The sequence below is a fragment of the Mesorhizobium sp. M0408 genome, assembly GCF_040321495.1.
In the GTDB taxonomy this organism is placed as follows: Bacteria; Pseudomonadota; Alphaproteobacteria; order Rhizobiales; family Rhizobiaceae; genus Mesorhizobium.
On sequence record NZ_JAMYRO010000004.1, the window covers coordinates 115,107 to 132,441 of the forward strand.

At 63.1% G+C, this 17,335-nt stretch carries 10 protein-coding genes and 1 pseudogene; 6 read left to right on the forward strand and 5 right to left on the reverse strand.

The features are described from left to right. Nucleotides 1-43: 43 nt before the first annotated feature. Together NKI67_RS06135 and NKI67_RS06140 are read right to left on the reverse strand one after the other, a co-directional pair. Entirely contained in the window at nucleotides 44-2,113 is a 2,070-nt protein-coding gene (locus NKI67_RS06135; protein WP_352644768.1) for a prolyl oligopeptidase family serine peptidase, read from the reverse strand. A 95-nt stretch (nucleotides 2,114-2,208) separates the two neighbouring features. Further along, nucleotides 2,209-3,369 (reverse strand): MFS transporter, encoded by a 1,161-nt coding sequence (locus NKI67_RS06140; protein WP_023676492.1) that lies wholly within the window; start codon nucleotides 3,367-3,369, stop codon nucleotides 2,209-2,211. Between the two features lie 208 nt (nucleotides 3,370-3,577). Here NKI67_RS06140 and NKI67_RS06145 point away from each other — a divergent pair, with 208 nt between their 5' ends. From NKI67_RS06145 to NKI67_RS06160, 4 genes and pseudogenes are all read left to right on the forward strand, one after another. Beyond that, the gene (locus tag NKI67_RS06145) at nucleotides 3,578-5,155 is read left to right on the forward strand and encodes a trimethylamine methyltransferase family protein (RefSeq protein ID WP_023676493.1); all 1,578 of its coding nucleotides are present in this window, start codon (nucleotides 3,578-3,580) and stop codon (nucleotides 5,153-5,155) included. 132 nt (nucleotides 5,156-5,287) lie between these two features. Further along, the gene (locus tag NKI67_RS06150) at nucleotides 5,288-7,885 is read left to right on the forward strand and encodes a GcvT family protein (RefSeq protein WP_352644770.1); all 2,598 of its coding nucleotides are present in this window, start codon (nucleotides 5,288-5,290) and stop codon (nucleotides 7,883-7,885) included. Nucleotides 7,886-7,973: 88 nt separating this feature from the next. Next, on the forward strand, nucleotides 7,974-9,551 hold the full coding sequence (locus NKI67_RS06155) for an ArnT family glycosyltransferase (RefSeq protein ID WP_352644772.1): 1,578 nt from the start codon (nucleotides 7,974-7,976) through the stop codon (nucleotides 9,549-9,551). Nucleotides 9,552-9,576: 25 nt separating this feature from the next. Beyond that, nucleotides 9,577-10,889: pseudogene (locus tag NKI67_RS06160) on the forward strand (M24 family metallopeptidase). A 108-nt stretch (nucleotides 10,890-10,997) separates the two neighbouring features. On the opposite strand, the gene NKI67_RS06165 reads toward NKI67_RS06160, so the two are convergent. Both NKI67_RS06165 and NKI67_RS06170 read right to left on the reverse strand, forming a co-directional pair. Continuing rightward, complete coding sequence (locus NKI67_RS06165; protein WP_352644774.1) at nucleotides 10,998-11,798, reverse strand: phosphate/phosphite/phosphonate ABC transporter substrate-binding protein; 801 nt, start codon at nucleotides 11,796-11,798, stop codon at nucleotides 10,998-11,000. A gap of 83 nt (nucleotides 11,799-11,881) precedes the next feature. Then, nucleotides 11,882-12,892, reverse strand: a complete 1,011-nt coding sequence (locus tag NKI67_RS06170; RefSeq protein ID WP_352644776.1) for a fatty acid desaturase — start codon at nucleotides 12,890-12,892, stop codon at nucleotides 11,882-11,884. Nucleotides 12,893-13,120: 228 nt separating this feature from the next. Between NKI67_RS06170 and NKI67_RS06175 the strand changes: the two genes are divergently transcribed. Together NKI67_RS06175 and bmt are read left to right on the forward strand one after the other, a co-directional pair. Continuing rightward, nucleotides 13,121-13,963 carry a helix-turn-helix domain-containing protein gene (locus NKI67_RS06175; protein ID WP_023676499.1) on the forward strand — a complete coding sequence of 281 codons (843 nt, stop codon included), beginning with the start codon at nucleotides 13,121-13,123 and terminating at the stop codon, nucleotides 13,961-13,963. Nucleotides 13,964-14,052: 89 nt separating this feature from the next. Next, nucleotides 14,053-15,069, forward strand: coding sequence for a betaine--homocysteine S-methyltransferase (gene bmt / locus NKI67_RS06180; RefSeq protein ID WP_352454606.1), 1,017 nt, complete (start codon nucleotides 14,053-14,055; stop codon nucleotides 15,067-15,069). A gap of 148 nt (nucleotides 15,070-15,217) precedes the next feature. On the opposite strand, the gene NKI67_RS06185 is transcribed toward bmt, so the two are convergent. Continuing rightward, on the reverse strand, nucleotides 15,218-17,335 hold the full coding sequence (locus tag NKI67_RS06185; RefSeq protein WP_023676501.1) for a vWA domain-containing protein: 2,118 nt from the start codon (nucleotides 17,333-17,335) through the stop codon (nucleotides 15,218-15,220).

Consider the following 17,335-nt stretch of genomic DNA (forward strand, 5'->3'; position numbering starts at 1 on the left):
CCTCGAGCCCTCAGTTCAAGCCGTGCCGGTCAAGCGACGCCGGTCAATTGGTGCCAGTCAGGGCCCGCTGCAGGAAGACGTACTTCATCGCCGCCTGTGCGGCCTGCGGCCGCCGGTCGCCGCGTCCGCCATGGCCGCCCTCGGTCTCCTCGAAGAACAGCGTCTTGCCGTGGCCGGCCGCCTGCAGCCGTGCCGCCATCTTGCGGGCATGCCCGGGATGGACGCGATCGTCGGCGGTCGAGGTCGTCAGCAACACCGGCGGATAGGCTGCATCCGTGTCTACATGCTGATAGGGCGAATAGGCGGCGAGCCAGGCTGCCTCTTCCGGCTTCGCCGGATCGCCATACTCGGCCATCCATGACGCGCCGGGCGGCAGCTCGGTGTAGCGCAGCATATCGAGCAGCGGCACGTCGATGATCACTGCACCGAACAATTCCGGGTGCTGGGTCAGCGAGACGCCGGTCAGCAAGCCACCATTCGATCCGCCCTGGATGCCCAGTGTGGCGGGCGTAGCGATGCCGCGTTTGACCAGATCTTGCGCGACGGCAGCGAAATCGTCGAAGGCATTCTGGCGATTGGCCTTGAGCGCCGCCTGGTGCCAGTTCGGGCCGAACTCGCCGCCGCCGCGGATGTTGGCCTGCACATAGGCATTGCCCTTCTCCAGCCACAGCCTGCCGCGTACGCCGGCATAGCCGGGCAGCAGCGGCACTTCGAAGCCGCCATAGCCGTAAAGCAATGTCGGCACGGGTCCATGCAAGTCGCGCCTCCTGACGACGAAGTACGGGATCATCGTGCCATCCTTCGAGCGCGCCTCGAACTGTTCGGAGAGCAGGGACGACGCGTCGAAACGCGCCGGCTGCGACTTCACCGTTGCCAGCCCCGCGGCGTTGTCGTCCGACCAGATGATCGAGCTCGGCGTCAGGAAATCGGTGAAGGAGAAGGAGACGCTGGAACCGAAATGCTCGGCATGGCTGATGCCGACATTGCCGTTTTCGGGCAACGCCACGGGCTTGAACTCCCAGCCGCTGTCGCTGCGCTTGCCGGCGACGACCTTGCCGCGCACATTGTCCATCAAATTGATGAACAGCCGGTCCTGCGTGCGGGCAATGCCGGCGATCGAGACGCGGTGCGCCGGCTCGAGCACGGTATCGAGGGATCCGAATAGCCCGGTTTCGATCCAGCGCTCGAAATCGAGTGAATAGAGTCCGTCGGGCTTACACAGCGTGCCGTCCGGCGCAGTCCACGGGGTACGCACGCCAAAGACGAGCTGGCCTTTGAACAGCGCCGTATCGGTGACGTCGTCCGGCAACGGGATGCGCCTGTTTCCGCCGGAAGGCAGCCGCAGGAAGCTGTGCGAGGCGAAGAAGTCGATGGTCCGGGCGAGGAAGACATGACGCTTGTCGCCGTCGAATTCGACGGACCCGCCGGCGGCAAGATCCTGCTTCAGCGCCTCGAAGATCGGCATCGCCGCTTCCAGTGGCGTGCCGCGCCGCCAAAGCTTGACCACGCGCGGATAACCGGACTGGGTCTTGTCGTCCTCCTCGAAGGCGGCGGAAACGATAACCGTGTCCTCGTCCAGCCAGCTAAAGCTCGATTTCGAGGCAGGAGCGCGAAAGCCGCCATCGGCGAACGATCTGCTTTCGATATCGAATTCGCGCATCTCGCTGGCATCGCCGCCATCCGGCGACAGGTTGAGCAGGCAGCGGCTGAAGTCGGGGTAGAGCCGGCTGGCGCCGCTGAACACCCATTTCACCCCCTCTTTCGCCGCCAGACTGTCGAAGTCGATGATCGTCTGCCATTCCGGCTTGTCGGTCTTGTAGGAGGCGACGGTGGTGCGCCGCCAGAGGCCGAGTACGTTCGTCCGGTCCTGCCAGAAATTATAGACATAGCCGTTGATAGCGGCCCCGACGGCGATGTTATCCTCGGCTGTCATCAGGTCGAGCGCCGTCTCGAACGACGTCTGATAGGACGGATCACCCTGCAGCTCCCCGACCGTAACTGCATTTTGGTGATGCACCCAGTCGAGCGCCTGCTTGCCCCTCCTGTCCTCAAGCCAGAGAAACGGGTCTTCGGCCGCCGAACCCGGCTGGCCCTTGGTATTCGATTTGGTCATGAGGTCTCCGGTTGAGTCGGGTGGCGACATAGCCAAGATCGACATGGGGCCGCTTACATTCAAGCCATTCGTCAGAAACGGCGGCTTTCTGGCATTCACACCATCCGTCTTCGAATGACCGTTACAACTGCCAGCGCCAGGCAAATGGCACCGAGCGTCATTGGCAGGCCGCCGGCGCCAACAACATCCATGGCGCTGCCCGCCAGCGGCGGCACGGCGATGCCGCCGACGCCCCACATCAGCGAGAAGGCGGCGTTGCCGGCGACCAGTGCCGAGCCGGTGAACCGCTCGCCGAGTTCAATGATCGACATCGTGTAAATGCCGTAGGAAACCGCGCCCCAGATGAAGACGCACGGCCAGATCAGCGGCGTCTCGATGAGAACCGGCAACAGAACGCATCCCAGCACCGTCATCGAAACACAGATGAACCGCACCAGCCGCGCCGTCAGTCGTTCCGCCAGCAGGCCGAGCGGCACCTGCATAGCGATGTTGCCGGCGATCATCACCGACAGCAGCGCCGACATGCGCGCTTCGGCGATGCCATAATGTGTTCCGTAGACCGGCAGCAAGGCGAGCACCGCCTGTTCGAAACCGGCGGCCACGATCACTGCCGATAACAGCAGCCACGCCTGCGGCACGAACCCCAGCACCGAAACGCGGTGCCCGCTCTCGTCGACCTTGGGCAGCCGTGCCAGCACCGAGGCGAGGCAGGCGCCGCAAAACAGAAATGCGGCGATGCCGACGAGGAACGGCGGCCATCCCTCGGTGCCGACCGCAAGCAGGCACAGCGGCCCCGCCGCAAAGCCCGCCGAAATGATGGTCGAATAGATGCCCATGACGCGGCCGCGGCGTGTCGGCGGCGCCAGTGCGATCACCCAGACTTCGCTCAGCACGTAGAGCGGGTTGGTGACGGCGCCGATCAAAAAGCGCAGAGGAAACCACAGATAGACATTTTGCGTCCAGCCGATCAGCGCCAGCACCAGCGCGGAAAGTGCCGCGCAAGTAAGCGCGGTGCGCCCTGCCCCGAAACGCCGCGCCAGCGCCGGAACCAGCGGCGACGAGACGATGAAGCCGATCGGCGTCATTGCCGCCGACAGGCCGATCATGGCCGGCGAAACGCCCTGGCGCTGCAGGATGAAGCTCAACAGCGGATAGCTCAGCCCTTGCGCGATGGCGAACACCGAGACGGTGGCGATCACGCCGGTGATCGCCGCCCATTGCACTGTCTCGCCGCTGTCCTGTTTCGCCCGGTCCATGATGCAGGACTAGCGTTTCGCTTTCATCGCGGTAAGCACCGGCAACGAAAACCGCTTGCGCCAGCCGGAAGAGATAAGAGCCTGACGATCCCTCCGGCTGCCCTTCAGGCATGTCGCTTCCCTCGTCCTAGTGGTCGCCGCCTCCGCAATGGCTGGCCGGCCGGCAGTCCATTATGCCGCCGCATTGCCGCAGCGTACGAGGACTATCATGACCGCCGCCCTTCAGCCCGCCGAACCTGCATTGGCAAACGACCGCGCCCGTCGCGGCGGCCGCGCGGGAAAGCGTGCCGGCGGATCGGCGGCGTTCGAGCAGCCGCCGTTTCGGCAGTTGAAGAACCCGCTGGCGCCGACCCGGCTGGTTTCCGACGACGAGCTGGAATCTATCCACCTCGCCTCTCTGCGCGTGCTGCGGGAAATCGGCGTCGACGTGCTGCATGACGAAGCCCGGCGCATCATGAAGGCGCATGGCGCCGATGTCCGCGAAGGCAGCGAGCGGGTGCGCTTCGACAGTGACATGATCCTGGAACTGGTTGCGCACTGCCCGCCGGAATTCACCATCCACGCCCGCAACCCGGCGCACAACGTGCGCTTCGGCGGCGATAATCTGATCATCTCGATGATGGCGTCGGCGCCCAATTGCTCCGACGTCGACCGCGGCCGCCGGCCGGGCAACCAGCAGGACTACCGCAACTTCCTCAAGCTTGCGCAGATGCACAACATATTGAACTGCACGGGCGGCTATCCGGTCGAGCCGATCGACATCCATCCGTCCGTCCGCCACCTTGAATGCATCCGTGACCTCGCCACGCTGACCGACAAGATGTTCCACATCTATTCGCTCGGCAAGGAGCGCAACGTCGACGGCATCGAGATCACCAGGATCGCACGTGGCATCAGCCATGAGCAGTTGCTTGCAGAGCCGTCGGTATTCACCATCATCAACACCAATTCGCCGCTCAAGCTCGACGTGCCGATGATGGAAGGCATCATCCAGATGTCGAGCAAGGGCCAGGTGGTCATCGTGACGCCGTTCACCCTGTCCGGCGCCATGGCGCCGGTGACGATTGCCGGCGCGCTGGTGCAGCAGAATGCCGAGGCGCTGTCCGGCATCGCCTTTGCGCAGATGGTGCGCAAGGGCGCGCCTGTCGGCTACGGCGGCTTCACCTCGAACGTCGATATGAAGTCCGGCGCGCCGGCCTTCGGCACGCCGGAATATATGAAGGCGCAGCTGGTCGGCGGGCAGCTCGCCCGCCGCTACAACATCCCCTACCGCACCTCCAACACCTGCGCCGCCAACACGGTCGATGCGCAGGCCGCCTATGAAAGCGTGTTCTCACTGTGGGGCGCCATCCAGGGCGGCGGCAATCTGATGATGCATGCGGCCGGCTGGCTGGAAGGCGGCCTGCGCTGCTCCTACGAGAAGACCATCCTCGACATAGACCTGTTGCAGATGGTCGCCGAGTTCCTGACGCCGCTCGATCTTTCCGAGGAAGCACTCGGTTTCGACGCCATACAGTCCGTCGGCCCCGGCGGCCATTTCTTCGGCACCCAGCACACGCAGGACCGCTACAAGACCGCGTTCTATGCGCCTATTATCTCGGACTGGCGCAATTTCGAGAGTTGGGCGGAGGCCGGGTCGCCGACGGCGCTCGAAAAGGCCAATCGCGTCTGGAAGGAACGGCTGGCCTCCTATGAAGAGCCTTACATGGATCCGGCAATCAGGGAGGAGCTCAACGCTTTCGTCGACAAGCGCCGGGCCGAAGGCGGCGCGCCGACCGATTTCTGATCATCTGATGAGTAGTCGACCCCCACTCCGTCTTGATGGCAGGCTGGCCGGAAACATCGCTGTATCCGATCTCCGCTTTGTTTTCGCGCCCCGCTCACTCGATTCAATCTCTTCAAAAACGGAATTATCTTCATGAAATCTCATGCAAAAGCGGTTGTCATCGGCGGCGGGGTCGTTGGCTGCTCGGTGCTCTATCATCTGGCCAAGGCTGGCTGGAACGACATCATGCTGATCGAGCGTTCGGAGCTCACTTCCGGCTCGTCCTGGCATGCGGCGGGCGGCTTCCATACGCTGAACGGCGATCCCAACGTCGCCAAGCTGCAGGCCTACACGGTGCAGCTTTACAAGGAGATCGAGGAGATTTCCGGCCAATCCTGCTCGCTGCACCTGACCGGCGGCGTGATGATGGCTGACACGCCCGAGCGCATGGACTTCTTGCGGCTCGCCCACGCCAAGGGCCGCTATCTCGGCATGGACACCGAACTGATCACGCCGTCCGAAGCCAAGGCGATGTTCCCGCTGATGGACGAGACGAATTTCGTCGGCGCCATGTGGGATCCAGTCGAGGGTCATCTCGACCCTTCCGGCACCACCCATGCCTATGCCAAGGCCGCCAGGAAGCTAGGCGCCGAGATCGTACTGCGCAACCGCGTCGTGGAACTGACGCAGGAGGTCGACGGCACCTGGAACGTCGTCACTGAGCAAGGCACAGTCAAAGCCGAGCATGTGGTTAACTGCGGCGGCCTGTGGGCGCGCGAGATCGGTCGCATGGTCGGCGTCGAACTGCCGGTGCTGGCCATGGAGCACATGTATCTCCTGACCGAGCCGATGCCGGAGGTCGAGGAATTCAACAAGTCGACCGGCCGCGAGATGATTGGCGTGCTCGATTTCAAGGGCGAGATCTATACCCGCCAGGAGCGCAACGGCATCCTGCTCGGCACCTATGAAAAGGCCTGCAAGCCGTGGTCGCCGGTCAGCACGCCCTGGGATTTCGGCCACGAGCTGCTGCAGCCAGACATCGACCGCATCGCGCCGTCGCTCGAGATCGGCTTCAAGCATTTCCCCGGCATCGAGAAGGCCGGCATCAAGCAGATCATCAACGGCCCCTTCACCTTCGCGCTGGACGGCAACCCGCTGGTCGGCCCGGTGCAGGGCCTGACCAATTTCTGGTGCGCCTGCGCCGTCATGGCCGGCTTCAGCCAGGGCGGCGGCGTCGGCCTGGCGCTGTCGAACTGGATGGTCCATGGCGACCCCGGCTTCGACGTCTGGGGCATGGACGTTGCGCGCTTCGGCGAATGGGCAACGCTGCGCTATACCAACGCAAAGGTCCGCGAAAATTATTCGCGCCGCTTCTCCATCCGCTTTCCCAACGAGGAATTACCGGCGGCAAGACCAGCGCAGACGACCCCGCTTTACGACACCATGCTCGCCAACAACGCCGTCATGGGCGACAGCTGGGGTCTCGAAACCCCGCTCTGGTTCGCGCCGAAAGGCTCGGAGCCGAAGGAGGTCGTGTCCTTCCACCGCTCCAATGATTTCCGCCCGATCGGCGAGGAAGTGCGCGCCACCCGCGAGAGGGTCGGCGTCACCGAGATCGCCAACTTCGCCAAATACGAAGTCTCCGGGCCAGGGGCCGAGGACTTCCTCAACCGTCTGATGACCAATCGCATGCCGAAGACCGGCCGCATCGTGCTGACGCCCATGCTGAACGAGTTCGGCCGGCTGATCGGGGACTTCACCATTGCCAAGGCGGGCCCAAGGGGTGGGGAAGACCGCTTCATGATATGGGGTTCTTCGGCAGCGCAAAAATACCACATGCGCTGGTTCGAGAAGCATCTGCCGAAGGACGGTCCAAGGGCGTCAGAGGTGCGCATCCACCGCTTCGACCAGACGCTGGTCGGGTTGTCGATCGCCGGGCCGAAATCCCGCGACCTGCTGCAGAAACTGGTCGATGTCGACATCTCGACCAAGGCCTTCCGCTTCATGGATTTCCGCGAGATGGCGGTCGGCGGAGCGCCCTGCATGGTCAACCGGATCACCTACACCGGCGACCTCGGCTATGAGATCTGGATGGCGCCTGCCTACCAGCGCCTGGTCTACAAGGCAATCAAGGAGGCTGGCGAAGAGTTTGGCCTTGTCGATTTCGGCATGCGGGCTTTGCTCTCGATGCGCCTTGAGAAGAACTTCCCGACCTGGTTCCGCGAGTTACGTCCGATCTACGGACCGTTCGAAGGCTCGATGGACCGCTTCATCAAGCTAGAGAAGAACGACTTCATCGGCCGGGAAGCAGCGGCCAAGGAACAGGCAGAAGGGCCGAAACTGCGCCGTGTCTCCTTCATCGTCGATGCCGCGGATGCAGACGTCATGGGCGACGAGCCGATCTGGGCCAAGGTCGGCGGCAAGGATTACGGCACCGTGGAAAAGCCGCATGGCTATGGCGCGCCGCGCTTCGACGCGGGCGGCAAGGAAGTGCGCGGCTCGAACGCCGCCGAAGGCGCGTCTGCCGTGCGCGGCATTGTCGACGGCGACTGGCGCGTGGTCGGCTGGGTCACCTCCGGCGGCTATGCGCATTATGTCGAGAAGTCGATGGCGCAAGGCTATGTACCGGCAGCGCTTGCCGAGAACGAGAGCGCCGGGCTGTTCGAGATCGAAATCCTCGGGCACCGGCGTCCCGCACGCATCAATGTCGAGCCGCCCTTCGACCCGAGCGGCGAAAAGATGAGGACGTAGGCGCAGCCAGCCGGTCGCATTGTGCGGAGCATACTCTTCATGCTAGCGCAGCCGGCAACACTCTGCTGGCAAGGGCGATGAGATTTCATTGAAGTACAATCTGAGATGGGCCGAGTGGCTGGCCGAGGGACGGATCGGCCCCTTCCCGGCGGCGATCGTCATGGTCGCGGCTTATTTTGCCTTGCAGACCATCATACTGTCCCTGTTGAGCTCTTGGGCGGGAACCGGCGTCGGCATCGATGATGCGGAGCAACTGATCTATGTTCCGTATCTCTGGGCTGGATATGGCGGCTCGCAACCACCTCTCTACACCTGGATCAACTGGCTGGCCGCGCATGTTTTCGGCACCAGTATCTTCACGCTGAAGCTCGTCAAATACTCCGTGCTGTTCCTTGCCGCCTGCAGCGTGTTCGCCGCCATGCGGCGGTTCGGCTACACCAAAGCGACAGCGGCGGCGGCCATGTTCGGCCTGTTTACGATCCCGCAGATCGTCTGGGAATCGCAGCGCGCCTTGTCGCATTCCGTCGCCGTCGTCGGCTTCTGCTCGCTGCTCCTGCTGGCCATGGCCTATCTTCTCGAGCGGCGAAGCATGATCGCCTATGCGGCGTTTGGCCTGGCCACCGCGGCGGCAATTCTTGCCAAATATAATGATGTCTTCCTCGTGGTGGCCCTTGTTGCGGCCGTGCTGTCGCTGCGCGAATGGCGCAGCGCGATCCTCGATCCGAAGTTCGCCATCAGCATAGCGGTCGCGATATTGGTGCTGGCGCCGACCACCTATTGGAGCCTCATGCATCCCGCCGATTTATTGTCGAGAGGCGAGAAGTTCGGAATAGACGCGCAACAAGGGCGCGTGGCGGCGGCCTTTGTCGGCGCCGGCAAGTTTATCATGGGCACCTTCAATTTCGCGGTCTTGCCGGTGCTCGTTTCCGCCCTGGCTTTCTGGCTGGCGAAGTTCCGTTTCTCCGAGCGGCTCCCGAAAGGTCCGGCAAGGGAAATTCTGTTGTGGCGTACCTTGGCGCTCGGCTTGGCCATGCTGGCAATACTTGTACTTGCCACCGGCGTGACGGTGGTCAAGGACCGCTGGCTGCTGCCGGTCCTGTTCATGTTGCCGCTGGCCATCGTCGCCACTATGGAACGGCTGGCGCCGCGGGGCAGGAATGCGCAGCTCCTGGTGATCGCGGCTGGAGCGATCATCGCCGTGCTGCTCGCGCCCGCCACCTGGTACGTCCAGATAAACGGGACCAGTGGCCTCTCGCGGATGATCCGCGTGGATTACCCCGCCCTCTATCGCCAACTGACTGCGGACGGACCGGTCAAAACCGCAATATCTGATGGTGCATGGGTCGGAAACCTGCGGTTGGTCGACGAAAAACTGGTCGCACTTGACCAGGAAGTGCCTAATTTCGAAACGCTGATGCAGGAGCCAGCCGTACTCGTCTGGCTTGACCGAGACGATCCGCGTCCGGTCATTTTGGAGCAGCTCAAAGCGGCCGGCTATGAGCCGGACGGCCAACCACGGCAAATGATGGTTCCGCTGTTGCGCGGCACCGGCAAGTCCGCCCGGGCCGGCGCCTATGTAAGATTGAAGAGAATGGCGGTGGGAGAAGCCACGGCGCCCAAGGAAGGCGTTAGCGGAGGAGCCGAGGGTGGACAGGAACCCGACTGACCGGCCCCGTCATCACCGCAAGATCATGCCGTTCGAGCCCGACGGCTCGAATGATGTGCTGCACAAAAAATCGCGGCTGAAGGCCGCTGAACTCAACCAGCATGCGCTGGGCTATGGAGCGCTGGCGGAAGCCGAATGGCAGGCGGCGGGCATTGCTGCTCCTGACCTGCCCGCCATGCGCCGATACCGGCTCGAGCGCATCCGCGCCGAGCTGAAGCGCCGCGACTATGCGGGAGCCCTGCTCTACGATCCGGTCAACATCCGCTACGCAACGGATGCGACCAACATGCAGCTCTGGGTCTCACACAATCGGACCAGGCATTGTTTCGTTGCCACCGATGGCCCGGTGGTGCTGTTCGACTATTTCTCCTGCGAGCACCTTTCCGATCATTCCGGCGTCGTCGACGAGGTGCGGCCGGCGGTGTCGTGGGCTTATCTGTACAGCGGCGAGCTGACCGGTCAAAAGTCCGCCGCTGGGCAGCCGGCATCGCCGAGCTGGTATTGGAACATGGTGGCGACAATCGCCGTATCGCCGTCGACCATATCAATCCCGAGGGCATCGAAGAGCTCGCCCGCCTCGGCATCTCGACCGGCAATGGCGAGGCGGTGATGGAAAATGCGCGGCTGATAAAATCACCCGACGAGATCCTTGCCATGCGCCGGGCGATCGCCGCTTGCGAGGCGGCGATGGGCGAGATGGAGAAGGCGCTGAGGCCTGGCATCTCCGAGAACGAATTGTGGGCCGAACTCCATCGCGGCAACATCGCGCGCGGCGGCGAATGGATCGAAACCCGGCTCCTGTCGTCGGGTCCGCGCACCAATCCATGGTTCCAGGAGTGTTCGTCGCGGGCGATCGAGGCCGGCGAGCTCGTCGCTTTCGACACCGACCTGATCGGTCCTTACGGCTTCTGCGCCGACCTTTCGCGCACCTGGCTTTGCGGTGACGCGCCGCCGTCGCAGGAGCAGCGCGACCTGTTCCGCATCGCCGCCGACCAGATCGCCCACAACACGGAGCTGATGCGGCCGGGCATATCGTTCCGCGACCTCGTCGAGGGCTCGTCAGTGCCACCGGGAGACTGCTTCCCGGCCCGTTACGGGGTGCTCTATCACGGCGTCGGCCTTGCCGACGAATACCCGACTTTGCCGCATGCTAGCGACTGGACCGACGACACACCGGACGGAGTGCTCGAACCTGGCATGGTGCTGTGCGTCGAGAGCTATATCGGTCGGCTTGGCGGCTACGAAGGCGTCAAGATCGAAGAACAGATCCTGATCACTGAAACCGGCAACGAGAAGCTTTCGACCTACCCGCTCGACAATCGGCTACTTGGCGGCTGAGCGACGCTAATGCATGTCGCGCAAAGTGTGCAGCGGCTTTGCGATAACGACATGCATAAAACAAGAATCTAAAGCGCGTCGCATGAGGCCGACCGAACGCGACGCGCTTTACGTGAGCGCTGCGATCGCCTCGCGCATCGCGGCGACGATCGTTTCCGGCGTCGTCCTGGCGGTGATGAACGGCAAGCCTTTGCGCCGCCTTGTCCAGCCGACGACCGTCACCTTCTGCGCCGCCGGCTCGAAACGCTGCGCCAGCGCCCAGCTCTCGCAATCGATCGCCGCGACGTCCGCCCTGCCCTCGGCAACGGCAACGATCGAAGCACGGTGCCCACACCTTTCGCTCAGCGCGGAAAAGATATCCAAACTCTCGCCCAATGCTTGCAGGTCGCGGGCTGGCGCGATGATGCCCGACATGGAATCGAGGCTGTTGAAGGTGAAGCGCTTGCTGCGAAGCTGATCGAGCGGAATGACGGCACCGCCGTCGGCCGGCGCCCTTGCCGGCGGTGCCTCGCCCGCCCTCATGACGATGGCGCTCGAATAGAGTTCGCCCTGTCCACCCTCGAAGGCGTCGTAACGCGGCTGGCCGACGAGCTGGACACGCTGCGACAGGCCGAGTTCCATCGGTCCCCAGCAGGTTTGCGCAAAGAGCAGCGCCGGATGCAGCCAGAGCTGGTGAAAATCCAGTTCGTCCGGCGGCAATGTCGCCGGATCGGGCGCGATGGGTTTTCCCTGATCATCGCGAATACCGCCAGGCACGGGGGGCAAATCGCCGGTGCGGCGGATGATCGTCTCCGGCGCATCGATGCCTTTTTGTCTGAAAGCATCGCGCAGCCGCGCCCATTGCGCGTCGACATCGTCCCGCGCTTCCGGCCAGTCGTACATCGGCAAAGCCGCAATGAATTCGCTCATGCCGGGATTTGACCGTTATGCGGGGAAATTGACAAGGTCAGGAAAGCGTCGTCCGCGCGGCACCGCCTGCAACAACGCAAGAATCATTCTTTCGGCGGCTCGGCGGGTACCGGTGCGCTGCCAAGCCCATTGAGGCTGCGTGCCCTGACGCGCGGCTTGAATGCGCGTCCTGGTTCCGGCATGCGCCGCAGCACGGGATGGACGACCGGCTCCTTCGCCTTGAAGGCATAGGCCTTGAGCAGCACGAAATAGTTCGGATAGGCGTAGCCATTGTTCATCCGCAGCCATTCGTCACGGCGGTCGCGAAACACCTTCGGCAGCCTGTACCAGGCCACCGTCGGGCTCTTGTGATGGACGAAATGCAGATTGTTGTTGAGGAACAGGAAGGACAGCGGCGAGCGCTCGACGATGATCGTGCGGCCTTCCGGATGTTCAGACCATTGGTGCTCGGCGTAGGTGCGGATCGAAATCAGCGATTGTCCCAGCCATACCGGCACCAGAACGTAAAGCCACAACGGCATGCCGAAGCCGAACTGCACGATGGGCAGCACCACGACGAGGCCGATCGCATGCAGCAGCCATGCCTTGCGGATGGAATTGTCGCCCGCGGCAACCTGCCTGGCGTCGTCGATGAAAAAGCCGATGCAGGAAAGCCACGGGCCTAGCACCAAACGCCCGATCATCGTGTTGTTGACCTTCAGCAGGAATTTCATCGCCGACGGCAGCTCCTCGTGCTGCCAGAGAGCCTTGTAATAGCTTTCGGGATCGTCGAGCGGATCGGTCAGGCGCTCGTCTGCATGGTGGCGCAGATGAATGGTCTTGAATCGGCGAAACGGCCAGACAAGGCCAATCGGCAGGAACACAAAGGCTTCGTTGAGCCGCGCATTCCGGGTTGGGTGGCCGTGCAGGACCTCGTGCATCAGCGAGGATTGCAGCGCCGCAATCAGGGTCAGAAAGGCGAGTGCCAGCAGCGGGTAGGATGGCCAGAGCAGGAAGCCGGTAGCGAGCCAGCCGCCGTAGCAGAGAAGTGCGAGAAATACGGTCGGCCATTCGATGCCCGCTGCGCCGTGTCGCCTGTTGCCCATGCTCGTCATGCTATCGACCACTGCCTTCCAGTCGCCGGAACCCGTTTGATTCCTGACAGCATTGTGTCAGGAGCGTTGCATCGCTGCAACGCGATAAAGCGCACAAACTGTTGCGATTGCGCATTTTCAGCTGCAGATGTTATCTATTGTAAACAAGCTCGTAGATTCATTTGCGCTCGAAACGCCATGTAGAGCGCTTCGGCGCAAAATTTTGCTCACGTCAGGGAGAGTAGAGATTTGGACAAGCGCGACCTGTCGACGATCTTTCGCGAGCGCCTGAAAATGCTCTTGACAAGGTCCGATTTGAACCAGTCGGCCTTCGCCGCCGCGGTTGGCATCGACCGTTCGGCACTGTCGCAGCTGCTCTCCGGCGCCTCGACCCGCCTTCCCCGCGCCGAAACGCTGCTCAACATCGCCGCCGAATTCAAAGTCTCGCTCGACTGGTTGCTCGGCCTCAGCCACGACGAGGGTGTTACCGGCGAAATCCGCGAGAGCCTTGAGATCGAGGAGGCGCCGGACGGCTTCGACCGCACGCTGCTGGCTCGCTGGCATGCCGAGGCGGCGGGAACGAAAATCCGCTACGTGCCGGCCGGCATTCCCGATCTTCTGCGCACCGAGGCGCTTGTCGACTACGAAGCCGTCATCGCCAACAAGAGCCGCGAGGCACAGGCCGGCGAAACGCAGTACCGCATCGACTACAACCGACGGCCCGAAACCGACATGGAAGTCTGTATGCCGCGCCACACGCTGGAGATCTTCGCGCGTGGGCTGGGCGTGTGGGACCGCTTTCCGGAGGCCGACCGCCACCAGCAGCTCCTCCATATGGCGACGCTGCTCGACGACCTCTATCCCACCTTCCGCCTGTTTCTCTATGACGGGCGGATGCGCTATTCGATCCCCTACACCATCTTCGGGCCCTATCGCGCCGCCATTTACGTCGGCGACATGTATCTGGTGCTGAACGCCACGCAGCCGATCCGCACCCTGACCAGCCATTTCGACAATCTGATCCGTGCCGCGGACGTCAACGCGCATGAAGCGGCCAGCTTCACACGAAAGCTGGCGGAGATGCAATTTTGACCGGTTGCTCTACGTGCCGACATTGACGGCACATAAAGAATTCTTTATATCCTTATCTCAGTTATTCTTCCGGGAAGGCGTATTTTCACATGACCAATCCGATCGACGCTCTGCTTGCCGAAAAGGGCGTCCTGCTCGCCGATGGCGCCACCGGCACCAATCTGTTCGCCATGGGCCTTGAGGCCGGAGAGGCTCCCGAGCTCTTGAACGAGACCGCGCCCGACACCATCACCAGCCTGCACCAGAACTTTGTCGATGCCGGCGCCGACATCATCCTGACCAACTCTTTTGGCGGCACCCGCCATCGGCTCAAGCTGCACCACGCGCAGGACCGCGTCTATGCGCTGAACAAGCGCGCGGCCGAGATCGCAAGCGCCGTCGCCGGCAACGCTGGCCGCAAGGTGATCGTGGCCGGCTCCGTTGGCCCGACCGGCGAGCTGCTGGTGCCGCTCGGCGCCATGACCTATGACGAGGCGGTCGAAGCCTTTGCCGAGCAGATTGAGGGGCTGAAGGCCGGCGGCGCCGAAGTCGCCTGGATCGAAACCATGTCGGCGCCTGACGAAATCCGCGCCGCCGCCGAAGCCGCCATCCGCGTCGGCCTGCCCTATACCTATACCGGCTCCTTCGACACCGCCGGCCGCACCATGATGGGACTGCTGCCGAAGGACATCCACGGCGTCGTCGACGGCCTGTCGCAGACACCGCTCGGTGTCGGCGCCAATTGCGGTGTCGGCGCCTCCGACATTCTCGCTTCGCTGCTCGACATGACCGAGGCGAAGCCGGAAGCAACGGTGATCGTCAAGGGCAATTGCGGCATTCCCGAATTTCGCGGTGCCGAGATCTACTATTCCGGCACACCCGAGCTGATGGCCGACTATGTGCGCCTCGCCGTCGATGCCGGCGCCAAAATCGTCGGCGGCTGCTGCGGCACCTCGTTCCAGCACCTCGCCGCCATGCGCAAGGCGCTCGATGCGCACACCAAGTCGGATCGCCCGACCGTCGAGCAGATCGTCGAACGCATCGGCCCGATGCGCAACAAGCAGGCTACGGTCAACGTCGCCGAGACCAGCGAAGCCCGCCGCGAGCGGCGCCGCGGACGCGCCTGACGCTTTCGTCTGCGACATGGTCCGCGCGAAGCAGTGCGGCCGCGAAAAAAGGCCGGCAAGGTTTCCCTCGCCGGCCTGCCTCACCCGCCCGTAGGCCGGCTCCCCCTATCAGAACGATCCCATCTGAAGAAACCGGCCGTCATTGCCACTACCGGTTACCGCCGAGCGCCGAGGCAAGGCGCACAAGCGAGAGGAACTCGGACCGGTATCCAAACGGGTCGGCTCCTCTGGCGGCGGTGGCAATCTGCATGATCTTGTCGTAGCCGAACTTCGCGGTCGCATCCTCGTCGCGCAGCTTCTGGCCGAAGGCAGCAACGGCAACGGAGAAACGCTGGTCGGTGCTGGCCTGGTCGAACGACGCCACCTCGTTGGTTGACGTTACCGGCGTGGTGATCAGCTTCGAGGTGTCCTCGTTCGGCAGCTTGTAACGGATCTTGACGAAAGCATATTCGTCGGCATTGGCGACACCGCCATTGTTCACCGAGGCCTGGCCGTAGCGCAGCTGGTCGATCTGTTCGCCGCCGCTGCCCTTAGGCGTGATCTCGTAGATCGCGGTGACTGAATGACCTGAGCCGATCTCGCCGGCATCGACCCGGTCATTGTTGAAATCCTCTCGGTTCAAGGCGCGGGTTTCGTAGCCAATCAGCCGGTACTCCGAGACCTTGTTCGGGTTGAACTCGACCTGGATCTTCACGTCCTTGGCGATGGTGAACAGTGTCGAGGAGGCATCCTCGACCAGCACCTTCTCGGCCTCCGCCAACGTATCGATGTAGGCAGCAGTGCCATTGCCGTTCTGGGCGATGGTCTGCATCATCTGGTCGTTCAGATTGTCGCGGCCGAAGCCGAACACCGACAGGAATACGCCTGTCTTGCGCTCCTTTTCGATCAGCCGCTTCAGGTCGTCGTCGTCGGTCTGGCCGACATTGAAGTCGCCATCGGTGGCGAGCATCACCCGATTGATGCCGTCCTTGACGAAGGATTTCTGCGCCAGCCTGTAGGCTTCCTTGATGCCGGCCTCGCCTGCCGTCGAGCCGCCGGATGTCAGATTGTCGATGGCAGCGAGGATCTTGTCCTTTTCCGAAGCCTTGGTGGGCTCCAGCACGGTACCGGCATCGCCCGCATAGGTGACGATCGAGACGGTGTCGTCAGGTCTCAGCTTGTTGACAAGCAGCCGGAAGGCCGACTGCAGGAGCGGCAGCTTGTCCTGCTCGTTCATCGAGCCCGACACATCGATCAGGAAGACCAGATTGGCCCTGGGCTGCTCGGCCGGCTTCACGTCGAAACCCTTGATTGCGACATGCATCAGCCTGGTGTGCTCGTTCCACGGCGTCGGCATGACGCTGACGGTCGAGTGGAACGGCGTCGAGGCGGAGTCCGGTCCCTTCCAGGCATAAGGGAAGTAGTTGATCATCTCCTCGACGCGAACCGTGTCGGCCTGCGGGATAAAGCCTTCCTTCAGCGAGCGCCGGACGAAGGAATAGGAAGCGGTGTCGACATCGATCGAGAAGGTCGAGACCGGGTCTTCAAGTGCGGCATGCACCGGGTTGGTCTTGAAATTCTCGACGCGGTCGCGGTTTTCCTCTTGCGGCAGCATCTGGTCGGCCGGCGCAGCGGCGGGCTGCTGTGCCATCAGCTTGGGCTCGGCAACCGTGCCAGGCACGCGTCCGACCCGCGCGCCGCCATCGACTGCCGGAGCCGCGGAGCTTGCACCCCCATCCAACGCGAACTCGCCGCTCTGCGCCGGTTCGGGTGCATTGCGGCTGAGCACATCCTGCTGCGTCAGCCCGCCGACCGCGGTCGATTCCGCCTTCGGCGGCGATGTCGGCGCCACAAGCGCCTCGCCGGTGTCGCGGCTTTCACTGTCGGCGTCCGCCTTCTTCTGCTTGTCCGCTTCGGCAACGACCGGCGGTTTGACGGTCGCCGGTTTGTCAGCCAGCGTTTCGGTGATCTTATCCCCGCCGAATTCGGGCCCGCCGAATTTGGATTCCCCCAGCATATAAATGGTAGCGTATCCGGCGATCGGCAGGGCAACGAGCCCGGCAATGGCCGGCGTGGCGAAGAGTTTCTTTTGCATGATTTCGCTCCAGAGCCTTTGTGCTCGCTCTGTGAGACGAAGCCCGCTCACCGATCCTTGGGCGCCCGGCAAAGTTTTTTCTTCCATGTCATAGGCGCGCAGCGCGGCCTGGAGGGCACGCGCCTTTGCGTCCGCGTCCGGCGCCGGTGCTGCGATGTCGCGCAGTCTGTTCAGTTCGTTGTCGTCGACCAT